The organism is Pararhodonellum marinum (assembly GCF_015354735.1).
Taxonomy (GTDB): domain Bacteria; phylum Bacteroidota; class Bacteroidia; order Cytophagales; family Cyclobacteriaceae; genus Pararhodonellum; species Pararhodonellum marinum.
Genome location: NZ_JACEFJ010000012.1, coordinates 141,037 through 166,411, shown reverse-complemented (window position 1 = coordinate 166,411; position 25,375 = coordinate 141,037). Strand labels below are relative to the sequence as shown.

The following is a 25,375-nucleotide window of genomic DNA, read 5'->3' as shown; positions in this document are numbered from 1 at the left end:
CACGGGTTCACTGGCTGATATTCCGGTTGGAGGAAGCAGGGAACTGACCACCACCTATCAGGCCACCCAGGCGGATATCGATGCGGGAACCACATTGGTCAACAGCGTTTCGGTTACCACTGACGAAGTCCCCGGTCCAACGGAAGACACGGCAGAAACCACCATCAGCCAGACTGCAGGACTGACGGTCAGCAAAACCGTAAACCCGACCAGCATTTCGGAACCTACCTTACTGCAATACACGATTACCATTGAGAATACCGGTAATGTAGCCCTGACAGGACTGAATGTAACCGATATTTTACCCGATGGCAGCACGGCCACACTTTCGGGTTCACTGGCTGATATTCCTGTTGGAGGCAGCAGGGAACTGACCACCACCTATCAGGCCACCCAGGCGGATATCGATGCGGGAACCACTTTGGTCAACAGCGTTTCGGTAACCACTGACGAAGTCCCAGGCCCAACCGAAGACACGGCGGAAACCACCATCAGTCAAGAAGCTTCCTTAACCATAGAAAAGATAGTGGACAGGACCAGCATCACTGAACCCACATCTCTCAATTACACCATTACCATCGTCAATACCGGAAATGTTGCACTTACAGGCTTACAGGTTACTGATATTTTACCCAATGGTGAAATAGCTAATCTAAATGGATCTTTTGATGATATCCCAGTTGGAGAAGTCAGGGTTTTGAGTACAAACTACTCAGTAAGTCAGGAAGAAATTGATGAAGGTGATGACTTGATAAATAGGGTAAGTATCATAACCAACGAAGTTACGATACCTACTGAAGATACGGCAATTACCACGGTTTCGAGTCAAGCTGATATTCTGGTGGAAAAAACCGTGAATAGACTTGAAATAGGTTCACCGACGACCTTAAATTATAGCATTTCCATAAGAAATACTGGAGGTATAACGCTAACTGGTTTGGTTGTCCGAGATATTTTACCAGATGGAACGACAATATTTTTGTCTCAAGGGAATCAATCCATTGCTCCAGGTCAAAATCTAGTGTTTCCGGTAAGCTACAGTGCGACTCAAGCTGATATTGATGCTGGTCTAACTTTAGTCAATACCGTTGAGGTAGAAACGAATGAAATTCCCGGGCCCACCACAGACACTGCGGAAACCGATATTGTTCAATCTGCAGGATTGACCATTACCAAAGTAGTGGAGCAGACAAGTATATCTACTCCCACCACTTTAAATTATACCATTACTATTTCAAATACAGGGAACGTATTATTGACATGTGTTCAGCTCACCGATCGCTTGCCGGATGGTACAGTAGTAAATATTCCTGTGACCCCGAATATTTTGACTTTGGGTCAAAGCAGGTCTTTTAATATCACATACGAAGCAACTCAAGCAGACATAGAGGCGGGTATTTCATTGATCAATGAAGCCAGAGTGGTTTCAGACCAAGTTCCGGGTCCAAGTACTGCAACCGCAGAAACTTCCATTGATCAAAATTCTGGGCTTACGGTCAATAAAATCGTTGACCAAAACAACATCCAGAATCCCGGTGTGCTGAATTATACCATCACCATTACCAATACCGGTAACGTGCCGCTTACAGGATTGCAAGTAACTGATATTCTGCCAAACGGAAGCAATGCTTCTATTCAAGGTTCTTTGGCGAATATCCCTGTAGGAGGAAGCAGACAGCTTACCGCCACTTATCAAGTAACCCAAGCAGATATTGATATAGGGGAAGAATTGATCAATACCGTTGAGGTGGTAACCAATGAAGTAGCAGGTCCCACCTCAGATACAGCTGTCACAGTCATCACACAAAACCCATCGGCAACGATTACAAAAGTGGTAAACCGGACCAATATTACGGAACCGACACCGCTCAGTTATACAATAACCATTGTCAATACAGGAAATATAACCCTCACTAATATTCAGGTCATTGATATCTTGCCGAATGGCGAGCAGGCAAATCTGAATGGCTCCTTGGCTGATATACCAGTAGGAGGGTCCAGAGTTTTAAGCACAACTTACAATGCTACCCAAGCCGATATTGATGCGGGTGTAGATTTAGTAAACAGGGTTTCCTTTATCGCAGCTGAAATCACGGATGCAATTGAGGATACGGCAATTACACAGGTTTCATCAGAGCCTGCACTTTCCATAGAAAAAACAGTAAATAGAGAAAATATTTCTCAACCGACCCAATTGAATTATAGGATTTCTTTGACAAACACTGGGTCCATCACCCTGACCGGTGTAGTAGTGGAAGAAATTTTCCCTGATGGCAGAAGGGTGATTTTAACCCAAAGCAATCAAAGCTTGGCGCCAGGCCAAAACCTTGTGTTTACAACAAGCTATTCTGTCACCCAAGCAGATATCAATGCGGGTAATACCCTAGTCAACACGGTTTCCGTAACCAGTATTGAAGTCCCAGGGCCCATTGTGGACACGGCCGAAACAACAATAAGCTCCCAACCCGGATTGACTGTTGAAAAAGTGGTTGATCAGACCAGTATCCTGGAACCAGAAACACTCAATTATACAATCACCATTGCCAACACTGGTAATGTGGCTTTATCTGGGCTTGTGGTTACCGACATTTTACCAAACGGTGAACAAGCAGAACTTTCAGGCTCTTTAGAAGATATTCCAGTGGGTGGCAGTAGAGCATTGACCACAAGTTATACCGTCTCGCAATCTGAAATAAACAGTGGGGAAGATTTGGTCAACACGGTTTCAGTTATTACCAACGAGGTGCCGGGTCCCATTACTGATTCGGCTGTAACCACCATTGAACAAGCTGGTAGTCTGACCGTTTCAAAAGTGGTAGATGTTCCGAACATTGACCAACCCACTTTATTAAATTATACGATCACAATTCAAAACACCGGAAATCAAGCCTTAACAGGACTTCAGGTTACAGATATTCTGCCAGATGGAAACACAGCCGACTTACAAGGGTCTTTGGCTGACATTCCAGTGGGGCAAAGTCGCATTTTCACCACCAGTTATGAAGCGACTCAAGCGGATATCAATTTAGGGGAAACCTTAGTAAATACGGTTTCTGTAGTTACAAATGAAGTTCCAGGACCTACAGTTGATACCGCTGAAACTACAATTGATCAAGATCCCATTTTAAGCATAGTAAAGGAAGTCGATCAAGCGAGTATTTCAGAACCGACTATATTGAATTACACTATCACCGTAGCCAATACAGGAAATGTGGTGTTGACAGGGGTACAGGTCTCCGATTTATTACCCGATGGTAGTCCTGCCCAATTGGAAGGATCAATGGATGATATTCCAATTGGAGAAAGTAGGGTCTTTACCACTACTTATACAGCCACTCAGGGAGATTTAGATAGCGGAGAACCTTTGGTAAACACGGCTTCTGTGGTAACGAATGAAGTTACCACACCTGTGAATGATACGGCAGAAACTACCATAATCCAAAATCCTTCTTTTACCCTTAGCAAATCGGTTGATCAAGAAATGATCAGTGGGCCTGTTGTGCTCAATTATACCATCACCATCGTCAATACGGGGAACGTAGCTTTAAGGAACCTGACTGTTTTGGATGTACTTCCAAATGGAAATGAAATAAACCTGAGTACTGAAATTGGAGAAATCGGAGTCGGTGAAACCGGTATAATCAACACTACCTATCAGGTAACCCAAGCAGAAATTAATGCAGGTGCTATCTTGGTGAATAGCGTGTCAGTATCAAATGATCTATTGCCGGATCCCCTGTCGGATATTGCTGAAACCATTATTCAACAGGTACCTGGATTAACAGTAGAAAAAACCGTAGATATAGAAAGTATATCTGCACCTACCAGATTAAACTATACCATAAGGATAAGAAACACTGGAAACGTAACTTTGACAGGTATACAGCTCATTGACATCCTCCCTAATGGAAATCAAGGAACCCCAACTGGATCTTTGGCGAATCTAGCGGTAGGTGGTGAAAGGATCTTTACCATCAGCTACCAAGCCTCTCAGGGAGATGTCAATAGAGGAAATGATCTGATCAATACGGTAAGGGTGGTAACCAATGAAGTGCCTGGTCCTACTGAGGATACTGCTGTTACGACCATCATTCAAAATCCTCAACTTACTGTTACAAAAACAGTAAACCGAACTGATATCAATTCAATTCAAGTGCTCAATTATACCATTACTTTGGTAAATACAGGTAATGTCACGCTCACAGGATTGCAGGTTGAAGATGTTTTGCCAAATGGAATTTTGGCCAACCTTGCGGGCTCTTTGGCTGATATCCCGATAGCAGGTACCAGGGTATTGACAACAAATTATCAAGTCACACAAGCTGATTTTGATTTAGGTGAAATCTTAGTCAATACGGTTACAGTGACTACCAATGAAATTCCTGAGGGAATATCAGATACTTCGGAGACAATACTTAACCGAAATCCTTCCCTCACTGTTGTCAAAACAGTTGACAGAACAGGTATAGCTCAGCCTGGCATTCTCAATTATCTTATCCGAATCACAAATACTGGCAATGTAACATTAACAGGTTTGCTGGTAACAGATTTGTTGCCAAATGGTACGGTAGGCCAATTGACAGGCTCGCTGAATGATATTCAAGTAGGTGAAATTAGAGAACTCAGGGCAGTTTATGAAGTTACAGCTGAGGATATAGATGCTGGAAGCAATTTGGTCAATTTGGTAACTGTGGTCACCAATGAAGTACCCGGACCATCTACTGATGATGCGGTCACTGTCATCAACCAAGCTGCCGCCATGACAGTGGAAAAAACAGTGGATAAAGAAGTAATAAATGGTCCCGAACTTTTGAGCTATACCATTGTCATCAACAATACCGGCAATGTGACTTTAACAGGCCTGAGACCCATAGATGTTTTACCAAATGGCAACCAAGCTACTTTGACAGGATCTTTGGATGATATTCCAGTTGGTGAAAGCAGAACATTGACTACAACTTATCAAGTATCTCAGGCGGAAATTGATGCGAGAGATACTTTGATCAATAGGGTAGAGGTAGCAGTGAATGAACTTCCCATAGTCATTGAAGATGAAGCTCAAACCATTGTTGTGCTCAATTCCGATCTTTCCATTGAGAAGGTAGCAGATCTTGAACAAGCACGTCAAGGAGATACGATAAAATATACGATCACAATAAGAAACAATGGTCCCAGTATAGCCAGGAACATTTATGTTCGGGACGAATTACCTGAAGACCTGACTTTTGTATCCACCAATCAGGGAGGTGAAGTAGCTGAGGACGGCGCACTGGAATGGAGAACACCGACTTTGGCTGTAGGTGATGTTTTCGAATTGGAATTAGTAACCATAGTCAATAATTTGGCAAATACGGGGGACTTTATCCGAAATATAGCCACCGTGGACAGCACCACTGATCCCGAAGGAACTAAGGAAAGTGATCCTGGCTTGGGCATTGAGGTGATCATAGATCCATCGACTACCTTGACGGTGAGTAAATCTGTCGATGTTGAAGAAGCTTTCTTAGGAGATGTGGTCGTTTATTCCATTATTATCAGAAATGATTCAGAAATACCTGCTTTCAACCTCGAAGTAAGGGACACCCTTCCCAATCAATTCATGGTGGTCGAATTGATACCTGATGCAACCGAGGTCATAGGCAACAGTATTCTCTGGGAAGTGGATGTCCTGGAAGCCAATGAGGAAAGAATATTCACAATCAATACCATCGTGACGGGGACAGGCAATGACATCGTCAACCGTGTGTCTGTAATAGGGAACAATTTCCCCGATGCATTAGCTAATTCTCCGGCCATTCAAGTTTTCACAGAGCCTGATAGGCTGATAGATTTGAGCATAACCAAATCGGTCTCCAACAATGTGGTTATTGTAGGAAATCAATTTACTTATGAAATTACAGTGGTCAATAATTCCGAGGAGTTGGCAACCAATGTACTGGTAAGGGATGTTATTCCTCCTGCGGTTTTGTATATCAGTAGTGTTTTCTCTGAAGGAACCATAGATTTTAATCCTCAGAGTCAGTTGCTGTCATGGACCTTAAATGAACTTCCTCCAAATACGCCAAAAGTGCTGCAGATCATTGTTCGAGCCATTACCCAAGGTACAGTGCTCAATCAGGCAAATGTAACCGCATCTCAACCTGATGAAGATGTTTCGGACAACATAGATGAAGTGGAACACCGTCAGATTGACTTTGATATTCCTTCCGTCTTTACACCTAATGGAGATGGGGTAAATGATACTTGGGATATTTCAGGTTTGACGGATGAGTTCCCTGAAAACAGCGTAGTAATCGTCAACCGTTGGGGTTCGGAGGTATTTAAATCCAACAATTATAGAAATGATTGGGGAGGTGAAAACCTAATTGAAGGCACCTATTTCTACAGAATTACGGTTACAGAGGATTTGACTGGAAGACAGTTGTTTTTTACGGGTTATGTTACGATTTTAAAATGAGGAAATGATGGGTAGGATAAAAATATTTATTTTGATTTTGATCCCGATAGTCCTGTGGACTGATCAAGTCTACGCACAGCAAGTGCCTCAGTTCAGTCAATATATGTTCAATCCCTTGTTTTTAAACCCCGCCTATGCAGGATATAAGGAAAGTATGTACATCCAAAGTTATTACAGGAAACAATGGGCTGGGATAGAAGGAAGTCCTGAGACGTTTGTGGTTTCTGCTGATGGCAAAATTGAAAACAAAAAGCTGGGCCTGGGAGGTCACGTGGTAATGGATCGCATTGGTGCCCAAAGGACGACAGGGGCATACGCAAACTTGAGTTATCACCTTCAGCTGGCCGAAGAGCATTTCCTGAGCTTCGGCTTTGGAGCTGGATTGGTCAATTCCATGTTGGATGGTGGTCTATTGAATTCAGGTGATCCCAACGATCCGGCTGTTCCGGCTGGAAGGGATCAGCTTTTGTATCCGGATCTCAAGCTTGGTCTATACTATTATACCCCCAGGTTTTTTGTGGGTGTATCTATGGATAACATATTCTCCTCTCAAATGGGACTGGGTGATCAGGCCATTATCATTGAACCGGTTTCCAATTTTTATTTTACCGCAGGAACCCTAATAGAGATTTCACCGAATTTGGCTTTCAAACCTACCCTCCTTTATATGGATGATTTCAATGCCCCAGCTCGAATGGATTTCAGCAGTTTTTTGTTGTTTTATGAAAAATTCTGGTTGGGATTGTCTTACAGAACTTCCATGAATTTGTCAAATCGAGGATTCGACGATAACCTTCAAAGACCGACAGCTTTGGTCGGGTTAATCGAATTTTACGTCAATGAGAGGTTTCGCATAGGCTATGCTTATGACCATAACCTGACTGGTTTTGGAAGGACCAATGTGTCCACCCATGATCTTTCGGTCGGTTTCATCCTTCCGCCCAAAAAAGTTCAGATTGTTTCACCAAGGTATTTCTGATTTTATCATGAAAAATCGCATCAGATATTGTTCCTGTTTCCTCTTTCTTGTTTTTGTATCCTGTTCCGGTTTCAAAAACTGGGATTTGATCAACGGTATGGAACAACTTGAAATGAAAAATTATCCCATTGCCATTGAACATCTGGAAAAGGCATACAATAAAAATGCTGGCCATAATGCCGCGAGAGGACTTGCCCATGCCAATTATGGGGATAGAAATTTTAAAAGGGCAGAGTTTTGGTTCAGTGAACTGGATGATTTGGACCGATTGGAGACCAGGGACAGGTTAACTTATTCTAAGGTATTGATTACCAATGAGAAGTTTGAAAAAGCTGCCGCTCAAATCCAAAAACTTGATAAACAAAGTCTTACACCTGCGCAAATGCAGATTGCAGAAAGCCTTTTATTATCAGCCAAGGGGCAATATGAATACAAACCCGAGGATTTTGAAATTGAAGTCAAAAATCTAAATGCGGTCAATTCCAGGTATTCTGATTTTGGAGCCACGTTGTATAAGGATAAATTTCTGTTTGTTTCTGACAGGATGACTGGCCGTTTAGCGGATGCCAATCCTTATAATGCTTTGAAAAGTGCCATTGATACCCGGACAGGAAATAGTTATTTGGCAGTTTTCGATGGGCTTTGGTTTGCTGAAAATCAATATGTGTCACGGGTTTTCAAGACAGCAGCTTTAGAATATGACAAACACGTAGGTCCTGTCTTTGAAAATGATGAATTCCTGTTTTTTGTACAAACTGTAAAGTATGAGGATGCAACAGATGATACTGGATACAAAGCGGATAAAAGATCATATACTATCTTTCCAGAAATCAGGTATTGGAAGAAATCCAATAATTTCCATCTTGACAGTGTGCAGGTGCTTCCGGTCAGCCGTCCGTTGATATATGGCGTGAGTGATCCTTTTTGGGATGAGAAAAAAAGGCGCCTTTATTTCACTTCAAACATGCCGGGAGGAGCAGGGGGTACAGATATTTATTTCATGGATATGCTGGAAAATGGTAGATGGTCAAGGGTACAGGCTGTAAAGGAAATCAATACACCTGGTAACGAGAGAACGCCACATGTACACCCAAACGGCGATTTGTATTTTGCCTCAGATGGCTGGCCCGGCCTGGGTGGATTGGATATTTTTAAAGTGGAAATGACTGGCGGAGGTTGGGGAAGACCACAGAATCTGGCTGCGCCGATAAATTCAAATTCTGATGATTTTTTTATTTTCTTCAATCCTGAAGACACAGATACGGGCTTTATTTCTTCTGACAGACCAGGTGGGTACGGTTTGGATGATATTTACACATTCAAAATAGTAAGACCTCCATCTAAAATCTTTCTTAAAGGTACTTTGGTTGAAGAGAATTCAAATTCAACAATACCGCAAGCCCCCATTTTGGTGAAGGATGCTTTTGATGAATTGTTAGTGGAGTTAGAAAGCAATACCTCAGGGCAGTTTGAGTTGCCCGTTGATGAAGGCAAACCCCTGACTTTGGAAATAAAATTACCCGGATATTTTCCAGCTAGATTCAATTACAGGTTTGATGAAAAAACGGTTCCAGGCCAAAACATTTTTGTCGATGAAAAGTTCGAATTGGTCAAACTCGAGGCAGATAGGGTCTTTTCCATGGATGAGGTGGTTTTTGAATTCGGAGCCATTACCATTTTAGAGGAAACAGCCAAAGCATTGGACCGCCTTGCTGAACTATTGATGGACAACCCTGAAATGGCCATAGAAATCTCTCACCATACTGACGCCAAACTCCCTAAGCTATACAGTCAGGTACTTTCCGAAAAAAGAGTGGAAGCCATGATTGACTACTTGGTAGAAAAGGAAATTCAACAAGAAAGGTTGCAGGGAATCGGTTATGGATTCAGTATGCTTTTGAATGAATGCGATGAAAACGCCAACTGTACTGAAGAACAGCACGCTGAAAACCGGAGGACAGCCTATAAGATTATAAAACTTTAATAGAAAGTGGGAGACCAATATTACTTTGGCTCCCTCTCATTTTTCAAGACTTGCAATTTATTTAGGTTGAAAGGATTTTAGCTACCCTGAAGTCATCCTCATCCACGCTTTTGTCATCTACGATGGCTCTTTTGATTGGAGTATATACGACCTTGTTGTTGATGATCCCAGCCATTACATCGTATTTACCCTGAATAAGGCCTTCCACCGCAGCTACGCCCAATTTGCTGGCCAACAATCTATCAAATGAGGAAGGCGATCCACCTCTCTGAAGGTGACCGAGTATGGTTACTTTGATGTCATATCCTGGTAGGATTTTTCTGACTTTTTCGGATATTTCCATCGCACCACCGCTTTTTCCACCTTCTGCGACGATCACAATATTGGATTGCTTTTTGGCTTTGGCTCTTGATTTAAGCCTCTCAATAAGGGTTTCAACTGGCATTTTCTTTTCAGGAATCAGGGTAGCTGCAGCCCCGCTGCCTATTCCCGCATTGATGGCTATAAATCCGGCATCTCTTCCCATAACTTCTACGAAAAAAAGTCTATCATGAGAGGATGCCGTATCCCTGATTTTATCAATGGCTTGGATGGCGGTATTGCAGGCGGTATCAAATCCTATGGTGCTGTCCGTTCCGGAAAGGTCATTGTCAATGGTACCTGGCAATCCCACAGCTGGAATGCCGAATTCTTCAAAGAATAAATGGGCACCAGTCAAAGAACCATCTCCACCAATCACTACCAAAGCATTGATGTTGTGTTTTTGAAGGTTATCAAATGCCTTTTTTCTTCCTTCTGTAGTTCGGAACTCTGCACTTCTTGCTGATTTTAGAAATGTACCGCCTCTTTCTAAAATGTAGGCCACGTCTTTGGTTTCGAGTTTTCTGATATCATTGAGAATCATCCCCTCATATCCCCGATAGATGCCGTATGATTCTAAATTATAGTATTTGCAGGTCCTGACCACTGCTCTGATGGCAGCATTCATTCCTGGTGCATCACCTCCAGAGGTGAGCACACCGATCCTAGAAATGGTTTTATTTTCCATCGTAAACGGCGGTGGTTAAATGTTTGAACATCAATTCAGCAGAGGCGGGATTGGTGGCGAGGGGGATATTGTGTACATCACAGATCCGCATTAACATTTGAACATCAGGCTCATGAGGATGCTTGTCAAGTGGGTCTCTAAAAAAAATAACCAAGTCCAATTCTTTCTGAGCAGCCATTGCTGCTATTTGGGCATCTCCGCCTATTGGGCCGGAAAGCAACTTTTGAACTTTAAAACCAGCTTTTTCTATGTGAGATCCCGTGGTACCTGTAGCTACAAGGGAAACATTGATGTGTTGAAGTTTATCTTTGAATCCACTGAGAAAATGCACCATGTCAGCTTTTTTACCATCATGGGCAATCAATGCGATTTTCATAATTTTAGTTTAATAGGATGAAGGCTTAAAGTTATAAAAAAAAATATGGTATTTCGGATCATTTCCACGAATTAACAAACTAAACTGAATGAACAAATATTTAAAAGAGGTTTTTCCATAGAAAATAGAGGTATTCAGATTAAATTATTTTAAAATATTGGGTGTTTTAAGTCATGTTCTAGGAAAACGGAAGAAAATAAGTTATTTTACCCTATTAACTCCATTCTTAGATAAATATAATGGCCAATAAAGAAACGACATTTGAAACTACGAAAGAAGGACCTGTTCAAAATTACTTCAAAGACGGTTCCTTGGCCTCAGAAGGCTTTTTTAAAAATGGGAAAAAGACAGGAGAATGGAAATATTACCTCCTGAATGGAAGATTAAAATCTATTGGTAAATTTGAGAATGATAAAATGACCGGTGAATGGAAATGGTGGCGTGAAAATGGACAGTTGATGCAGACGGGTTTTTTTGATGATGATATCAAAACCGGCCACTGGAGGCGTTATCATCCCAATGGAATGCTGAGAGATGAAGGAACCTATTCTGCAGGCCAAAAAAAAGGGGAGTGGAGGACATATGATGCTTTAGGGAAGTTGCTGACCAAAAAGAATTATCAAGGTTAGCATAAATAGACTCTGACTTTTCAGATGGTTACATGCTGGATGAGATAACCTGTCCAAAGACGAAATTTATGCAAATCAGGATATTACTACTACTCAAATCAACGTTTATCGGGTTGATTGTATTTAATTTTTATGTGTAAGATTACCGAAACTCGTACAAAAAATTCAGTATAGCATGAGGGCAGCAGTATCATTGAATCAGCTTCGATTAAAATCGAAACATCAATTTGAGTGCATGCTGAAAACAGGTGATGCTTTTCTTTGTTCAGCAGCCAAGATTTTAATATACTTCTTTCTTTTGGGGGTGGTATTTTTTTGGGGATGTAACCAAGAATCAAGTCCTAACCCAGCACCAAGTTCCGCCCTCTATTTTCCGCCCCTTGAAGGTACACAGTGGGACACGATAGATCCAGAGGCTTTGGGATGGAATACCAGCGAATTAGAAGATTTGTTATTGAATTTGGAACTAAAGGGCACTAGGGCATTTTTGCTATTAAAAGATGGCAAAATTGTGGTGGAAGCGTACTTTGGTCAAAATCTGATAGGAAATGCTCCTTTTACAAGAGATACGCCCTGGTATTGGGCCTCAGCGGGGAAGACCTTGACGGCATTTACCGTTGGTTTGGCTCAAGAAGCTGGTTCATTGTCCATTAATGATCCCACTTATCAATACTTAGGTGAAGGTTGGACAAGCCTTACACCGTCACAGGAGGCTGGCATCACCATCTTTCACCAATTGAACATGACTACTGGTTTGGATGATTCAGGCAACTTAGACGGTACTTCACCTGCTGATCTTCAATATTTGGCAGCACCAGGAACTCGTTGGTCATATCACAATGCCCCTTATACCCTTTTGGAAAAAGTCGTTTCCGAAGCAGTCGGTAGTCCATTTACACAGTATTTCAGTGACAACCTCGCAAAACCAATCGGTATGAATGGCCAATGGGTTTGGGTAGGGGATAACCATGTTTATTTCAGCAATGCCAGGTCTATGGCTCGCTTTGGATTACTGATGCTTGCTGAGGGAAAATGGTCTGATGACGTCATCCTAGAGGACAAGGGGTTCTTAAATGAAATGATCAATCCCAGCCAAAATCTCAATGAGAACTATGGATATTTATGGTGGTTAAATCAATCCAGCAGTTTTATGGTCCCAAGGCTTAGAATGGTATTCTCCGGAGCGCCCATTCCATCAGGTCCAGCAGATATGTATTCTGGAATGGGTAGAGATGGGCAGTTTGTTTCCGTGGTTCCTTCACAGAATCTTGTTTTGATCCGTATGGGCGATAATCCAGATGATGCTCTTGTCCCATTTCTTTTGTTAGAGGATATTTGGACTGCTTTAACCAAAGTAATACCATGATGGACATTAATGTTATTTTCTCGTACAAATTTGAAGTTATATTGTCTTTACTTTCACATTCCGTTTTTTGAGATGAAAGCATTATTTAAAAAAGTGTTTAAGTACCACCACGAGACCAATCAAAAGCTTATTCAGGTCATAGAGGAAAATCAGAGGGAAGTTACTGAAAGGACCTTTGAATTGTATGCCCATATCCTAAATGCACATCAGATTTGGATGGCTAGGATAATGGGAAGGCCAGAAAGGGGAGTTTTTGAAAGGATTGCTCTCAATGACTGGCAACGCTTGAATGAGCAGAATTATCATGATAGCCTTGAAGTATTGGAACAGGTACCTCTCGAAGGCCTGATTTCTTATCGCAACAGCAGGGGTGTTTTTCATCAAAAGAACGTGGTGGATATTTTATTTCATGTCGGAAACCATACCACCCACCACAGGGGGCAGGTTATTTCTGATCTCAGATCTAAAGGCATTACTCCGCCAGTGACTGATTACATATTTTACGAAGGAAAGCCCTAACTTTCAAACCTTTTTAACCTATACAAAAATCCATTTTTTCACTGCAGGCAAAGGAAACCCTGTCCTTACCTTAAAGTATTACTTTAAGGTTCTTTTTTAAAATAACCCCCTGTTTTCAGGGGATTTGCCTCTACGGCCTAAAAATCATTTATAATTCTGTAAAAATTTTTTTACCCTAGAATTTACTTTAAAAGGCAAAAATCAGTATTGGAAAATTCTTTTTTATTGTTTAAAATTATATTCTGAAAAAGTCTGTAAAATAAATTTAAATTTTGTTAAATCAGGATTTGCATGTTGTAAATATTTATTTATATATTGTGCAAGAAATTTATTTAAAAAATACAATTTAGATTTTAGTCAGTTTATTCATTTTAAAGGAAGGTTTTTTATGTTTAAGAAAGATTTTATTTTCAAGAAAACATCCGATAAATTTTTTTCGCCTATGCCTCAAGTAAACCAAATAGGTCACAGAAATACCATGGAAAAAGAGGATTATCAATCTTTTTTTCACACCGTATTGAACCAGTTGGAGGATGGTATTTTTCATTTAGATCCACAATGGCGCTTTCTGGAAATCAATCAGGTAGCCTTGGATTACCTTGGGATCAACAAGGCTGATATTGTAGATAAAAACATCTGGCAGATTTTTCCAGCATACTCCATGTATCATTATGCGCTTTATTTCAAGGAAGCCAAAATGACCAATCAAGCTGTTCACTTTGAAGAGTTTAATGGCATCAGTTCTACTTGGTACCGAGTTTCTGTTTTTCCGTCTGCAGTGGGGCTTACAGTTATCATCAAGGATATTCAGGAAGAATATACCTATAAAGAGAAATTAAAAACAAGAGATCTCATCAATCAATCCCTGCTGGATAATTTGGAAGAAGGTATGGTGATGATTGATGGCAATTGTAAAGTGATTGAGATCAACAGATATGCCCATCGGGAATTGGAAGAATTATTTGGAAAATCCTTGCAGGCCGGTGACAGCGTCAAGAAGTTCTTGATATCCCTCAGTCAGATAGATTTATACAGTGCTATACAAGAGGCTTTCCTTGGAGGGGCTGGGGAAATGGAAGTAGCAATCGAAGATCAAAATCAAAATGATGTTTGGTATAATTTTAAATTCGTGCCTGTTTTCGATACACATAAGAAAATCTTTGCTGTCACAGTCAGCATCAAGAATATCAACTATGTAAGGCGCTGTGCATCACAATTGGAAGCCAAAGAAGCCATGCTTAGGGAATTGACCCACATGCAGTCTCATGTAATAAGATCACCTTTATCTTCTTTGATGGGTTTATTGGATTTGATTGACCATGAACAATTGGATAAGGAAAATCAAAAGTATTTTAAATTGTTGAAACCTTTGGCAGAGGAGATGGATCAACAAATCAGAAACAATGTTCACAAAATTACTTCTGTAAGAGAATAAGACTTTTATTTTTTGGGATTAGGTATTGGAGTTGTTTTGCATTTTTAGAGATATTTTTCTATTACTGTTTGGGGAGTCAGGGTTATTTTTTGCTCCCTTTTTTATTTGCTGGATCAATAGTTTCCTCATCTACACGTCTTAAACTTTCGCTTAGAAGACACATCTCCGTACGAATGTAAATCCTTAAATTGATTTCTATAAATTATCCGCAACCAATGGGTGATTGGAAATGAATTTTTCGCTGGTTTTTCTTTTTTAGCCCCCAAAAAACAAAATGTCATCTTAGCTGTTTACTGTTTATAAAATTTATTTTAAAGTAAACCGTCATGGAAGGAATCGTAAAAAGTATCAAAAATGTATCAAATGGAAAGCATGACCACAATGCTGACTTGGTAGAGGAGAGTGAGTTGTTGATCAAAGATGCTCTTTTTGTTCGGGATAAAGGTTGTTTGACCAAAGTAAGATTTTCAGACATTATGTGGCTCAAGGGGGATGGGAATTACACCACTTTGGTTACCAGAGATAAGGTGTTTTCATTGAGAAATATCCTTAAGGAATTTGAGTCTGTATTACCGCACAAAGATTTCATTCGAATTCATAAATCTTACATTATTCGCGTAGATGAGATCAAAACCATTTCACCCAAAGAAATTTGCATAGGAACAGAAAAAGTACCTGTAGGAAGAACCTACTACCAAAATTTGATCAATGGTATCAACAAATTGGGATCTGGAGGAAACGACTAACGGTCACTCTATCTTTTGATGCCAAATCAGGTTACTATCTCCATAGCTCAGGAAACGATATCCATTTTCTAAAGCAGCATAGTAAAGTTTTCTCCAATCGTTTCGGGTGTAAGCTGCAACGAGTAAGATTAATGTGGATCCTGGCTGGTGAAAATTAGTAATCATTCCATTGCAAACGTGGAAAGTATATCCGGGCATGATAAAAATTTCGGTAGACCCGTTGATTGTTTCTAACTCATTGGTTACCATATGGTTTAAAACAGCCTGAAAACTCTTTTGTTTGTTTGGTAATTCCTGCGAATAATGATATGGAGCTAATTTTTCAATATGAAATACCGAACCAGCATCTTCTAACAGTTTCACCCCATACCAATAAAGGCTTTCCAATGTCCGCATGGAAGTGGTTCCCACAGCCACCACATTTCCTGTGTGTTTCACTAATTGCGCTAATGTGCGCCTGCTTACCGAAATCTGCTCACTGTGCATGGGATGCTGAGTCACATCTTCCACTTTGATAGGTTGAAAGGTTCCCGCGCTTACATGAAGGGTCAAATATTCGGTTTTTATTCCTTTGTGTTCAATTTTTTGGAGCATTCTTTCAGAAAAATGCAATCCTGCAGTTGGAGCAGCAACTGCTCCGGATGCATTTGAATACACAGTCTGGTACCTCGGTCGGTCTAAATCGGTCGGCTTTCTATTTAGGTAAGGTGGTAAAGGGACTTCCCCGGATGCCTCCACAATACTGACAAACGGCAGCTGGTAGTTGCTCCAGCTGAATTTAACCAACCTTTTTTCCTTATCTACCAGATTGGCTTCAATGTGCAAGTTTTCCCCGTTTATTGATACAGTTCCCATTAGGCTTTCTCCTGATTTCCATTTTTTTAGGTTTCCTATCATGGTTTCCCATATTACAGGCTCTCTGGAAGCCATCATTTGTTGAATTTCTGTGGTTGGGCTATGGGGCTTTAAAAGGAAGATTTCAATTTTAGCACCGGACTCCCTCCTTAAGATTAGCCTTGCAGGAATTACCTTGGTATCATTAAAAACCAAAAGCGTATTAGTGGGCAAGAGATCAGGCAATTGTGTAAAATGGCAATGATGGATGCTCCCTTCTTCATATAGCAACAACTTGGATGCGTCTCGCTCATTCAATGGAAATTTGGCAATTCGCTCCTCAGGAAGTTCATAATGAAATTGGGATAACAAAGGGATCTCGGGTATATTCATGTAATTGTACTTCTGATTGAAAGGGTTCAATAAGGTTTGGGGGTCAAAACTTTGACCTTCTGAATGCGTTTGCAAATATAGTGTTTTCACAAAGTTTATCCATTTATGTCCAATACATTCCGAGTAAATGCAAAATGCAGTAAATACCAGTTGAATTTCAAGTTTGAAGCAGGTACGTCCAGAGGGGTGATGCAATCCCGAGACACTTTTTTTATTGTATTGACTTCAGAGCAATTTGTAGGAATTGAAGGCTGGGGGGAAGCAGGCCCATTACCAAATTTAAGCATAGATGACATACCTGATTTTACGGAGCTCATCAAAAGCTACTGCGAACGAATCACTGCATATGACATACCTGCCCATTTTGAAGAAATACTTGACTTCGTTCACCATTTTATTCCCCCTCATCTTCCGAGTATCAGATTTGCATTCGAAATGGCTTTATTGGATTTGGTTCATGGTGGTAGGCGCATTGTCATCAACAGCCCCCTTGTGGAAAAAAACCATGCCATTCCGATCAATGGGTTAATCTGGATGGGTGATAAAGAAAATATGCTTCAGCAGGTTAAAGATAAACTAAAACAAGGGTTTAATTGTATCAAAATAAAGATTGGGGCCATAGAATTTGATCAGGAGTGTGCGCTCCTTGAATTTATCAGAAATAAATTTTCGGCCGAAGAGATTGAATTGAGGGTAGATGCCAATGGTGCATTTTCATCTGACGAAGCCATTCAAAAATTGGTAAAGTTAGCTGAATATGAAATTCACAGTATTGAACAACCTATCAAAAAAGGGCAATGGACAGCGATGGCAAAACTATGTGCGCATTCACCCTTGCCAATTGCCCTGGATGAAGAACTGATTGGGGTTTTTGGGAGGGATGAAAAGCACCAACTTCTCATTGAAATTAATCCAGCTTTTATCATATTAAAACCAACCTTACTGGGAGGCATAAAAGAAACGCAGGAATGGATTGAGTTGGCAACTGATTTGAATATTGGCTGGTGGATCACCTCTGCTTTGGAAAGTAATGTAGGCTTGAATGCCATCGCACAATATACCTCTGGCTTAAATCCGGTTCTACCTCAGGGTTTAGGGACAGGACAACTTTATTTCAATAACATAACTTCTCCATTAACGATCGATGAAGGCTTTTTGGCCTTTGATTTAGATAAAAAATGGGGAAATTTGCCATAAAAAAAAGCCACCCAAATGATGAGTGGCTTTGAAATACATGTCAATGTTTATGTTAAGCTAACTTTACATTCACTGCATTAAGACCTTTTCTTCCTTCTTTAAGGTCGAAAGTTACATCGTCATCTTCTTTTACTTCGTCTACCAATCCGGAGATGTGTACAAAATATTCTTTAGAAGACTCGTCGTCTACGATAAATCCAAATCCTTTGGATTCATTAAAAAATTTTACTTTTCCTGTGTTCATGATTATTAAATTGTATTGTAATAGATTTATGCAAAGGTAGTAATTGTTTTAACAAATAATTGCATTTTGAATAAAATATTTTGTGAAGGTTCAAATAAGCATTTTAAATATTGCCAATAAAGGCAGTTTTTGTACCATAATTTGGCATATTGGTTTAATTTCTTCATTGATCAATGGCAAAAAGATAAACTGGCTTTGGAATCTTTGTTTTGATTTCTGTCATTTTCAATAATCCTGTAATGTCATCTCGCTCGAATACGGTAATGTCATTGCTGTCTTGATTGGCTACCAAGATCCATTTTCCGTCATAAGTAAAATTAAAATTTCTGGGTGTTTTACCTCCTGAGGGTATGATTTGGATGAGTTCTGCTTTGTCTACCTGCTTGTTGATTTTAAAAACAGAGATTTCATTGGCATCACCCCGGTTGGAGGCATAAACAAATTTTTCATCCGGGGACAACCGGACCTCCGCGGCACCTACATCACCGCTGAAGGTGGGTGATGTGAGCGGAAGGGTCTGAAGATGTTTGATATCACCTTCCTCGTAAGCATAAATTCCCAGTTCGGCAGTCAGTTCATGAATCAGGTAGAATCGGTCTCCCTCATGATTGAAGACCAAATGTCTGGGTCCGGCTCCAGGAGAAACTTCAAAATAAGCTGGTTTCGCTTTAGTCAAAACGGAAGCAGATCCAGATTGAATGGTATATACATTTACTTTATCTGTACCCAAGTCTCCAACAAATAATTTATCCTCTTTGGGATGTACCACCACACTGTGAACATGTGGATTGCTTTGCCGGGATTTAATGATGCTTTGTCCTTCATGCTGGATCACCTGCGCACTGTCTAATGCCCCATCATCAGATATTTGAAATGCTGCTAAGTTTCCACCTGAGTAATTGCCAACAAAAAGGAGTTCCTCATTGGATCCCAGACTGAGGTAACAAGGAGAATCCCCTTGGGTACTGGCTGAACTAATCAATTTCAAGTCTCTGTTTTCCTCATCAAATTGAAAAGATTTTACTCTTCCTCCATTTTCTCCGCCAGTTTCTTCAACAGTAAAAACCCTATCTCTTTTTTTATTGCTGACCAAGAAAGAAGGATTTTTTATTCCTTTACCGATTACTTGTGCCTCAAGTGTCCTATTTTCCGGATCAAAAACAAGGTAATTGATGCCTTCATCGTCAGTTTCAGTATATGTGCCTACCAAAAAGGCATATTTTTCGGGAGTAACGGTTTCTTTATCCACTTCACAGGCATTTAAAATAATCAGAATAACAAGGCTTAAGGGCCAAAAGGGTTTTATAGTCATAAGATTTGGGTATCATATTGGATGATAATATATTAATGTACCAAAAAACTCGAGTTTGACCAATTATATTCCGGCCTATTGAGGAATTTTTATCTATTTGGCTATACTTTCATCTTTTGGCGGTTTACTGGAAAGCTCATGGGTTTTTGGGTCATACATACCTTTTAAATCATCATAAATCGAACCTTTCCACATTTTTATGCCAGTAAAATAAGAGGCTCTACCAATCATGTGAGCCCCAACAGGTGCCGTTAGCAGCATGAATAATATGATGGCTAAAGACCTTGAACTTACCGCAACCTCATTAAAATAGATTGCAGCAGCAATCAACATCAAGCCTATACCTAATGTGGCGGCTTTGGTGGTAACTGAAATCCTTAAATAGAGATCAGGCATACGAAGGATGCCTATGGCAGCCAAGAGGATAAACAAGGTTCCTAAAGAACTCAGGATAATGATAGCAATGTCATTCATTTTTTTCTCTTTTTTCCAAGTAATATGAAAAAGCCACAGTTCCCAAAAAGGCGATAAGGGCAAATATCATGGCTATGTCCAAAAAGTCCGATTGGTTGGTATAAATGCTGTATACCGCAATGATCCCCGTTCCGCAGGTAACCAATAGGTCGAGTGCAACTACACGATCAGATAATGAAGGGCCTATCAAAAACCTGACAAAGATCAGCAGGATGGATAGGGCCAAGATGGGCAAAATGATCAGATACAAATATTCTTCTACACTCATCTCAATATGTTTAGTAAGCGTCTTTCAAAGCCATTTTTGATACCTTCGATGAATTTATCCTTGTCTCTGACATACATGGCATGTACATACAACACTTTTTTGTCATCTGAAACATCCAAACTCAATGTGCCCGGTGTCAATGATATAAAATTTGCCAGAAGTGTGATCTCAAGGTCTGTTTTTGCTTCCAGGGGGATCTGAATGATTCCAGGTTTCATATAGTAGCTGGGTGTTATCACATCATAAGCAACTTGAAGGTTGGCCTTGATCAGTTCATAAATGAAATAGAATATGAAACCTATACTCAATGGAAGCCGGGTAAAATACTTGTTTTCCCGTCTGTTGACCGTGATCACCCACATGATCAAAAAGGCCAAAGCGAAGCCAAACACGAAATTCCCAAAATTGAAATTTCCAGTCAATGCCAGCCAGATAAAGGCCAACAGTAAATTGCTTAAAAACCTGGTTTTGATCATGGTCTTGTCAATGGCTATTTTTGTAAGATGGTCTTTATATATGGTTCGGTATGCAGCAGTTCATGGGCAATTCGACTAGATACTGTAATGATATGCTCTGCACCAAAACCAATGTAAAGAGAAACCAATCCAAGAAATAAGATTGGAATGATGATGGCCTTTTGCTTCAATGGCTTTAAGTCCTTGAAATACCTGACCCACTCTTTTGCCGTCAATTCCTCGCTTTCCTTCCAGAACACCTCCGACCATACTTTTGCAATAACAAATAAGGTAAGAAAACTTCCTAATATGATAAAGCCAACCAAGGCATAATTTTTCAATTGAAAACCTGCGTCGATCAAGTAAATTTTGGCCCAGAATCCAGATAGTGGAGGGATACCCACCAAGGAAAATAAAGGAATGGCCATCAACAGTGTCAACTTGGGATATGCTGCATAAAGACCCCCTAATTTCTTGATGTTGTAAGTTCCTTTTATTTTGAAAATCAAACCAGCAGACATGAACAAATTGGTCTTAACTATGATATCATGGATCATGTAGAAAATCGCTCCCGTAATGGCCAATTCGGTAAACATACCCAAACCTGCAATCATAAATCCTATGTGACAAATAATCAGGTAACTGAATATTTTCCGGAGATTTATTTGTGTCAGAGCACCGACTGCTCCAGAAAAAATGGTGAGGGCTGCAACCGTACATATCAAGTTAAGTAAAAACTCATCTGGGATAAATATGAGAGAAAAGATTCGGAAAAGGGCATATACTCCTACCTTAGTCAACAATCCACCAAAAATGGCCGAAATGGCAGGGGGAGGGGTATGGTAAGAAGCCGGCAACCAAAAGTATAGGGGAAATACAGCTGATTTGATGCCGAAGCCAACAAAGAAAAGGAAGGCAGTCACATTGACAAGCCCTCTATTCTCGAGGGCTGCCACTTTAAGGGAAAGGTCCGCCATGTTAAGACTACCTGTTAAGCCGTAAAGGATGGCGATCGCTGTCAGGAAAATGGAAGAGGCCAACAGGTTCATGGTGACATATTTGATGCTGCCTTCTATCTGGCTTTTTTCTCCCCCTATGGTCAATAGTACGAAGGAAGAAATGATGATGACCTCAAACCAAACATACAGATTGAATATATCTCCTGTCAAAAAAGCACCGTTTAATCCCATCAACAGGAAATGTAGTATGGGGAAATAGCCGAAATTTACCCGAGCATTTCTTACACTGCCCACTGAAAAAACAGATACAGCTAATCCACAAATCCCTGTCAACAGCACCATCACAGCACTTAGCGTATCTGCAACAATTGGGATACCATATGGTGCATCCCAGTCTCCAGCTTGTGTAAAATAAATACCGTTTTCCCATACGATGTAAAAAAGCCAAATCGCTATACCAACAGATATCAGGTTACCCAGCACCGAAATAAGCTTTTGGGCATTTTTCTTTTTCCAGAAAAACAACAACAAAATGGCAATGGCCATATGAGCTATTATCGGTAAAATGATGTATGGATTACTCATAAGTCTTCGTCAGTAGCATTCATTTCATCCAAATCATCCGTCCCTACAACTTTGTAGGCACGCTTTACCAAAATAATGGCAAAGGATTGCAAACCAAAGCTGATTACAATGGCAGTTAAAATCAATGCTTGTGGTATGGGGTCAGCATATATTTCACCCAAAATATTAGCATCACTGTTGATCAATGGTGGATTGCCTTTAACTATTCTTCCTAAGAGAAAAATCAGCAAATTGGCCCCATTTCCCATCAGGATTAAACCAATGATCAACTTGACAAGGCTTCTTCTGAGGATCATGTAAACGCCTGCCCCATACAAAAGACCTATGATGAAAACCAGCAGTAACTCCATGTTATATTGTTTCTGTAATGGTGAAAATTATGGTTAAAGTAACGCCTACTACAACCAGATAAACTCCGATATCAAAAAACAAAGCACTTCCGATCATTCCTATAACCGGCACTGGATTTTCAAACCATAATCCTTTCATAAAGGGTTCTCCTATAAACATGGGAGATATCCCGCTGAAAAGGGCTACCGTCAATCCAGCCAACAAAAGGACACCCGGATGGAATTTGAGTATAGACCTTGTTTGCTCCAATCCATTGGCTGCGGAATGGATGATGAAAGCGATGGAGGCTATCAGGCCTCCCACAAATCCCCCACCAGGCAGGTAATGGCCTCTTAGGAGGATAAATACCGAAAAGAGCAGCAACAAGGGAAGCAGGTAAGTCGAAGCAGATTTGAAAATGACAGTGTTCATGTTATTCCTTTTCGGTAGATTTTAATTGTAGTTTCAATAAACTATACACACCAAGTGCAGCAATTGCCAATACCGTAATTTCCACAAATGTATCCGTTCCCCTAAAGTCTACTAAGATTACATTGACGACGTTCTTGCCTTTGGCCAGTGTGTAAGCATTTTCCGCATAAAACTGACTGGTTTCCTTCAATACCGGCTCATTGAGCACCTCCAAAGTCAAGATACTGATCAATGCACCAAAGATGACAGACATGATCCCGTCTCTTACTCTGGAAATCTGATTGGAGAGTTTGAGGTACTTGGGCAGGTTATATATGACCAAAACAAATAAAATTACAGTAAGCGTATCGATAGAAAACTGGGTCATGGCAAGGTCAGGGGCCGAGTAAAACAGAAAAACCAAACAAATGGAATAGCCGACCACGCCTAAAGATGCCACTGCGGCTAGCCTTGACTTGGTCAGGACAGTAAAAAGGACGGCAAAAGCAATAATCACCATGGCCGCTACCTCATAAAATGTAATCCCCGTCAGGTCATTAAAATTAATGTATAGTTCGGTTTCTTTGAATAATTTGTAGGCCAGGATAAAGGTCAGGAAAGTAAGCGCAAAGATGAGGTAATAGCGCAAGTAGCCGTTCTGGAAAAAACCGGTCCATAATTTAGAAATTCCTGAAAATATCCCACCCAAACCCTTGGTGAGGCTTTTTGGGGAGAGTTTTTCCCAACGATTCGTTTTGGCCTCCAAAAGCGCTGAAGGTTTTAGGAAATAATACAACAAAAAGCCGGCAGCCAGGGTGATTCCACTGAGTAGCAATACCAAATTAAATCCATGCCACAACTTCAACTCGACATCCAGGGCACCACCTCTGATCATGGCGTTGACGACAGCTTGGATCAAACTCTTGTCGATCAAAAAGGGCATCAAGCCAAAAACCATGCCCAAGGATCCCAAAAGCAATGGAGGTACCCACATCAGGGGAGAAGGTAAATGTACCTTTTCATAAGCCTTTGGCAATTGACCTGTAAATGGTTTGATCCCTGCTTGAAAACCAGCATACATCAAACAAATGTTGGTTAGCAATGCCACTCCAGAAAGTACCCAGATCAGTGTCTCAAATCCCAGTGTAGCTTCATAAATCAAATCTTTACCTACAAAACCAAAACTTGGCGGAATCCCGGCATTGGAAATAGCAGCAAGAATACCAGCAATGCCCACTGGTAACATTACTTTGTTTAAGCCACTCAATTTGCTGACATCTCGGGTACCCGTTTCGTGGTCAATGATCCCAGTAATCAAGAACAATGTCGCTTTGTAAAGGGCATGAACCAAGATAAAAACAGCAGCTGCTAATAAAGCTTGATCGGTACCCAAACCTATTAGAAATACCAAAATGCCCAATGCTGAAATGGTAGAGTAAGCCAAAATCCCTTTGAGATCTAGCCTGAACACGGCATGGATAGCCGCATAGACCATGGTGATGCTTCCGATAATGATCAGCGTCCCATTCCAATAAACCGTCTCGCCAAGCATTGGGGTAAATCTAGCCAATAGATAAATACCTGCCTTTACCATCGTAGCTGAGTGCAGGTAAGTAGAAACCGGGGTAGGGGCTTTCATGGCATCAGGCAACCAAAAATGAAACGGAAATTGGGCTGATTTGGTGAAGGCTCCAATAAAGAGCAATCCTATGATCCAAAGGTAATTTTCATGTTCCTTGATCATGTCAGCACTTCCAAGTAGGGTGGATATTTCATAACTTCCGCCTACCGTGCCTAAGACGATCATAGAAGCCAACAAAAACAAGCCGCCGATACCCGTCATGGATAAAGCCATCATGGCTGATCTTCGAGATTCTTCGCTTTCATTGTTGAATCCAATCAAAAAGAAGGAACTGATACTGGTCAATTCCCAAAATACGAAGAGAGTAATGATATTGTCAGAAAGCACTAACCCAAGCATAGAACCCATGAACATGCTGAGGTAGCCAAAAAATCGATCCAAATAAATATGTTCTTTAAGGTAAGGGGCGGTATAAAAAAATACCAAAGCACCGATTCCCGTAATCAGCAAGCAGAATAATAGGGAAAGCCCATCCAAATGAAAACTTAAGTTTACCCCAAGCGAAGGAATCCATTCATAGGTGAATGTCAGGCTTTCTCCCTTCATTATAGCAGGAAAGAAACTTACAAAATATCCAAACAGGGCCAATGGGAAAAGTCCTACCAGAGGTGCCCCTTTGCCTTTAATCCATTTTCCTGTAATTACCAGACTCAATGCTAAAATGAATCCTGACAAAACTGCTATCAGCATAATATAAGTTGGGGTAGAAAGGAGTAAAACACTAAATTACAA

At 40.6% G+C, this 25,375-nt stretch carries 21 protein-coding genes; 9 read left to right on the top strand and 12 right to left on the bottom strand.

Translation table 11 applies throughout. The features are described 5' to 3' along the window. The 3 genes from H1A14_RS18935 to H1A14_RS18925 form a co-directional block, all read left to right on the top strand. Nucleotides 1-6,457: DUF7507 domain-containing protein (locus H1A14_RS18935; RefSeq protein WP_194777857.1), on the top strand; the 6,457-nt coding region annotated here is incomplete at its 5' end. A 4-nt stretch (nt 6,458-6,461) separates the two neighbouring features. Continuing rightward, nucleotides 6,462-7,436 (top strand): PorP/SprF family type IX secretion system membrane protein, encoded by a 975-nt coding sequence (locus H1A14_RS18930; RefSeq protein WP_228527871.1) that lies wholly within the window; start codon nt 6,462-6,464, stop codon nt 7,434-7,436. Between the two features lie 7 nt (nt 7,437-7,443). Then, nucleotides 7,444-9,420: an OmpA family protein gene (locus H1A14_RS18925; RefSeq protein ID WP_194777856.1), complete on the top strand. Its 1,977-nt coding sequence runs from the start codon at nt 7,444-7,446 to the stop codon at nt 9,418-9,420. A gap of 61 nt (nt 9,421-9,481) precedes the next feature. Here H1A14_RS18925 and pfkA read toward each other — a convergent pair whose 3' ends face one another. After that, nucleotides 9,482-10,468: a 6-phosphofructokinase gene (gene pfkA, locus H1A14_RS18920; RefSeq protein WP_194777855.1), complete on the bottom strand. Its 987-nt coding sequence runs from the start codon at nt 10,466-10,468 to the stop codon at nt 9,482-9,484. Continuing rightward, complete coding sequence (locus H1A14_RS18915; protein ID WP_194777854.1) at nt 10,458-10,844, bottom strand: methylglyoxal synthase; 387 nt, start codon at nt 10,842-10,844, stop codon at nt 10,458-10,460. The genes pfkA and H1A14_RS18915 overlap by 11 nt, the downstream gene beginning before the upstream one ends. 239 nt (nt 10,845-11,083) lie before the next feature. On the opposite strand from H1A14_RS18915, the gene H1A14_RS18910 reads away from it, so the two are divergent. The 5 genes from H1A14_RS18910 to H1A14_RS18890 all read left to right on the top strand — a co-directional run bounded on the left by H1A14_RS18910 (nt 11,084) and on the right by H1A14_RS18890 (nt 15,539). Then, nucleotides 11,084-11,473: a toxin-antitoxin system YwqK family antitoxin gene (locus H1A14_RS18910; protein ID WP_194777853.1), complete on the top strand. Its 390-nt coding sequence runs from the start codon at nt 11,084-11,086 to the stop codon at nt 11,471-11,473. A gap of 235 nt (nt 11,474-11,708) precedes the next feature. Further along, entirely contained in the window at nt 11,709-12,839 is a 1,131-nt protein-coding gene (locus tag H1A14_RS18905) for a serine hydrolase domain-containing protein (RefSeq protein WP_194777852.1), read from the top strand. Nucleotides 12,840-12,911: 72 nt separating this feature from the next. Further along, complete coding sequence (locus tag H1A14_RS18900) at nt 12,912-13,358, top strand: DinB family protein (protein ID WP_194777851.1); 447 nt, start codon at nt 12,912-12,914, stop codon at nt 13,356-13,358. Nucleotides 13,359-13,800: 442 nt separating this feature from the next. After that, nucleotides 13,801-14,793, top strand: coding sequence for a PAS domain-containing protein (locus H1A14_RS18895; RefSeq protein WP_194777850.1), 993 nt, complete (start codon nt 13,801-13,803; stop codon nt 14,791-14,793). 326 nt (nt 14,794-15,119) lie between these two features. Next, on the top strand, nt 15,120-15,539 hold the full coding sequence (locus tag H1A14_RS18890; RefSeq protein WP_194777849.1) for a LytR/AlgR family response regulator transcription factor: 420 nt from the start codon (nt 15,120-15,122) through the stop codon (nt 15,537-15,539). A 3-nt stretch (nt 15,540-15,542) separates the two neighbouring features. Here H1A14_RS18890 and H1A14_RS18885 read toward each other — a convergent pair whose 3' ends face one another. Beyond that, nucleotides 15,543-16,766 (bottom strand): S-adenosylmethionine:tRNA ribosyltransferase-isomerase, encoded by a 1,224-nt coding sequence (locus tag H1A14_RS18885; protein WP_194777871.1) that lies wholly within the window; start codon nt 16,764-16,766, stop codon nt 15,543-15,545. 105 nt (nt 16,767-16,871) lie between these two features. Here H1A14_RS18885 and menC point away from each other — a divergent pair, with 105 nt between their 5' ends. Next, complete coding sequence (menC, locus tag H1A14_RS18880) at nt 16,872-17,963, top strand: o-succinylbenzoate synthase (RefSeq protein ID WP_194777848.1); 1,092 nt, start codon at nt 16,872-16,874, stop codon at nt 17,961-17,963. 52 nt (nt 17,964-18,015) lie between these two features. Here the strand turns inward: menC and H1A14_RS18875 are convergent, their stop codons facing one another. The 9 genes from H1A14_RS18875 to H1A14_RS18835 form a co-directional block, all read right to left on the bottom strand. After that, nucleotides 18,016-18,207 (bottom strand): cold-shock protein, encoded by a 192-nt coding sequence (locus H1A14_RS18875; RefSeq protein WP_194777847.1) that lies wholly within the window; start codon nt 18,205-18,207, stop codon nt 18,016-18,018. A gap of 163 nt (nt 18,208-18,370) precedes the next feature. Next, a complete protein-coding gene (locus H1A14_RS18870; RefSeq protein ID WP_194777846.1) occupies nt 18,371-19,519 on the bottom strand; it encodes a lactonase family protein in 1,149 nt (382 codons plus the stop codon). Nucleotides 19,520-19,612: 93 nt separating this feature from the next. Then, nucleotides 19,613-19,993: a monovalent cation/H(+) antiporter subunit G gene (gene mnhG, locus H1A14_RS18865; protein WP_194777845.1), complete on the bottom strand. Its 381-nt coding sequence runs from the start codon at nt 19,991-19,993 to the stop codon at nt 19,613-19,615. Next, the gene (locus tag H1A14_RS18860) at nt 19,986-20,261 is read right to left on the bottom strand and encodes a cation:proton antiporter (protein WP_194777844.1); all 276 of its coding nucleotides are present in this window, start codon (nt 20,259-20,261) and stop codon (nt 19,986-19,988) included. The genes mnhG and H1A14_RS18860 overlap by 8 nt, the downstream gene beginning before the upstream one ends. Beyond that, nucleotides 20,258-20,737 (bottom strand): Na+/H+ antiporter subunit E, encoded by a 480-nt coding sequence (locus H1A14_RS18855; RefSeq protein WP_194777843.1) that lies wholly within the window; start codon nt 20,735-20,737, stop codon nt 20,258-20,260. Before H1A14_RS18855 ends, H1A14_RS18860 begins: the two co-directional genes overlap by 4 nt. Before the next feature lie 14 nt (nt 20,738-20,751). After that, entirely contained in the window at nt 20,752-22,260 is a 1,509-nt protein-coding gene (locus tag H1A14_RS18850) for a proton-conducting transporter transmembrane domain-containing protein (RefSeq protein WP_194777842.1), read from the bottom strand. Beyond that, on the bottom strand, nt 22,257-22,610 hold the full coding sequence (locus H1A14_RS18845; RefSeq protein ID WP_194777841.1) for a Na+/H+ antiporter subunit C: 354 nt from the start codon (nt 22,608-22,610) through the stop codon (nt 22,257-22,259). The genes H1A14_RS18850 and H1A14_RS18845 overlap by 4 nt, the downstream gene beginning before the upstream one ends. Before the next feature lies 1 nt (nt 22,611). After that, the gene (locus H1A14_RS18840; RefSeq protein WP_194777840.1) at nt 22,612-23,022 is read right to left on the bottom strand and encodes a Na+/H+ antiporter subunit B; all 411 of its coding nucleotides are present in this window, start codon (nt 23,020-23,022) and stop codon (nt 22,612-22,614) included. A gap of 1 nt (nt 23,023) precedes the next feature. Continuing rightward, nucleotides 23,024-25,333, bottom strand: a complete 2,310-nt coding sequence (locus H1A14_RS18835; RefSeq protein ID WP_194777839.1) for a putative monovalent cation/H+ antiporter subunit A — start codon at nt 25,331-25,333, stop codon at nt 23,024-23,026. Nucleotides 25,334-25,375 lie beyond the last annotated feature (42 nt).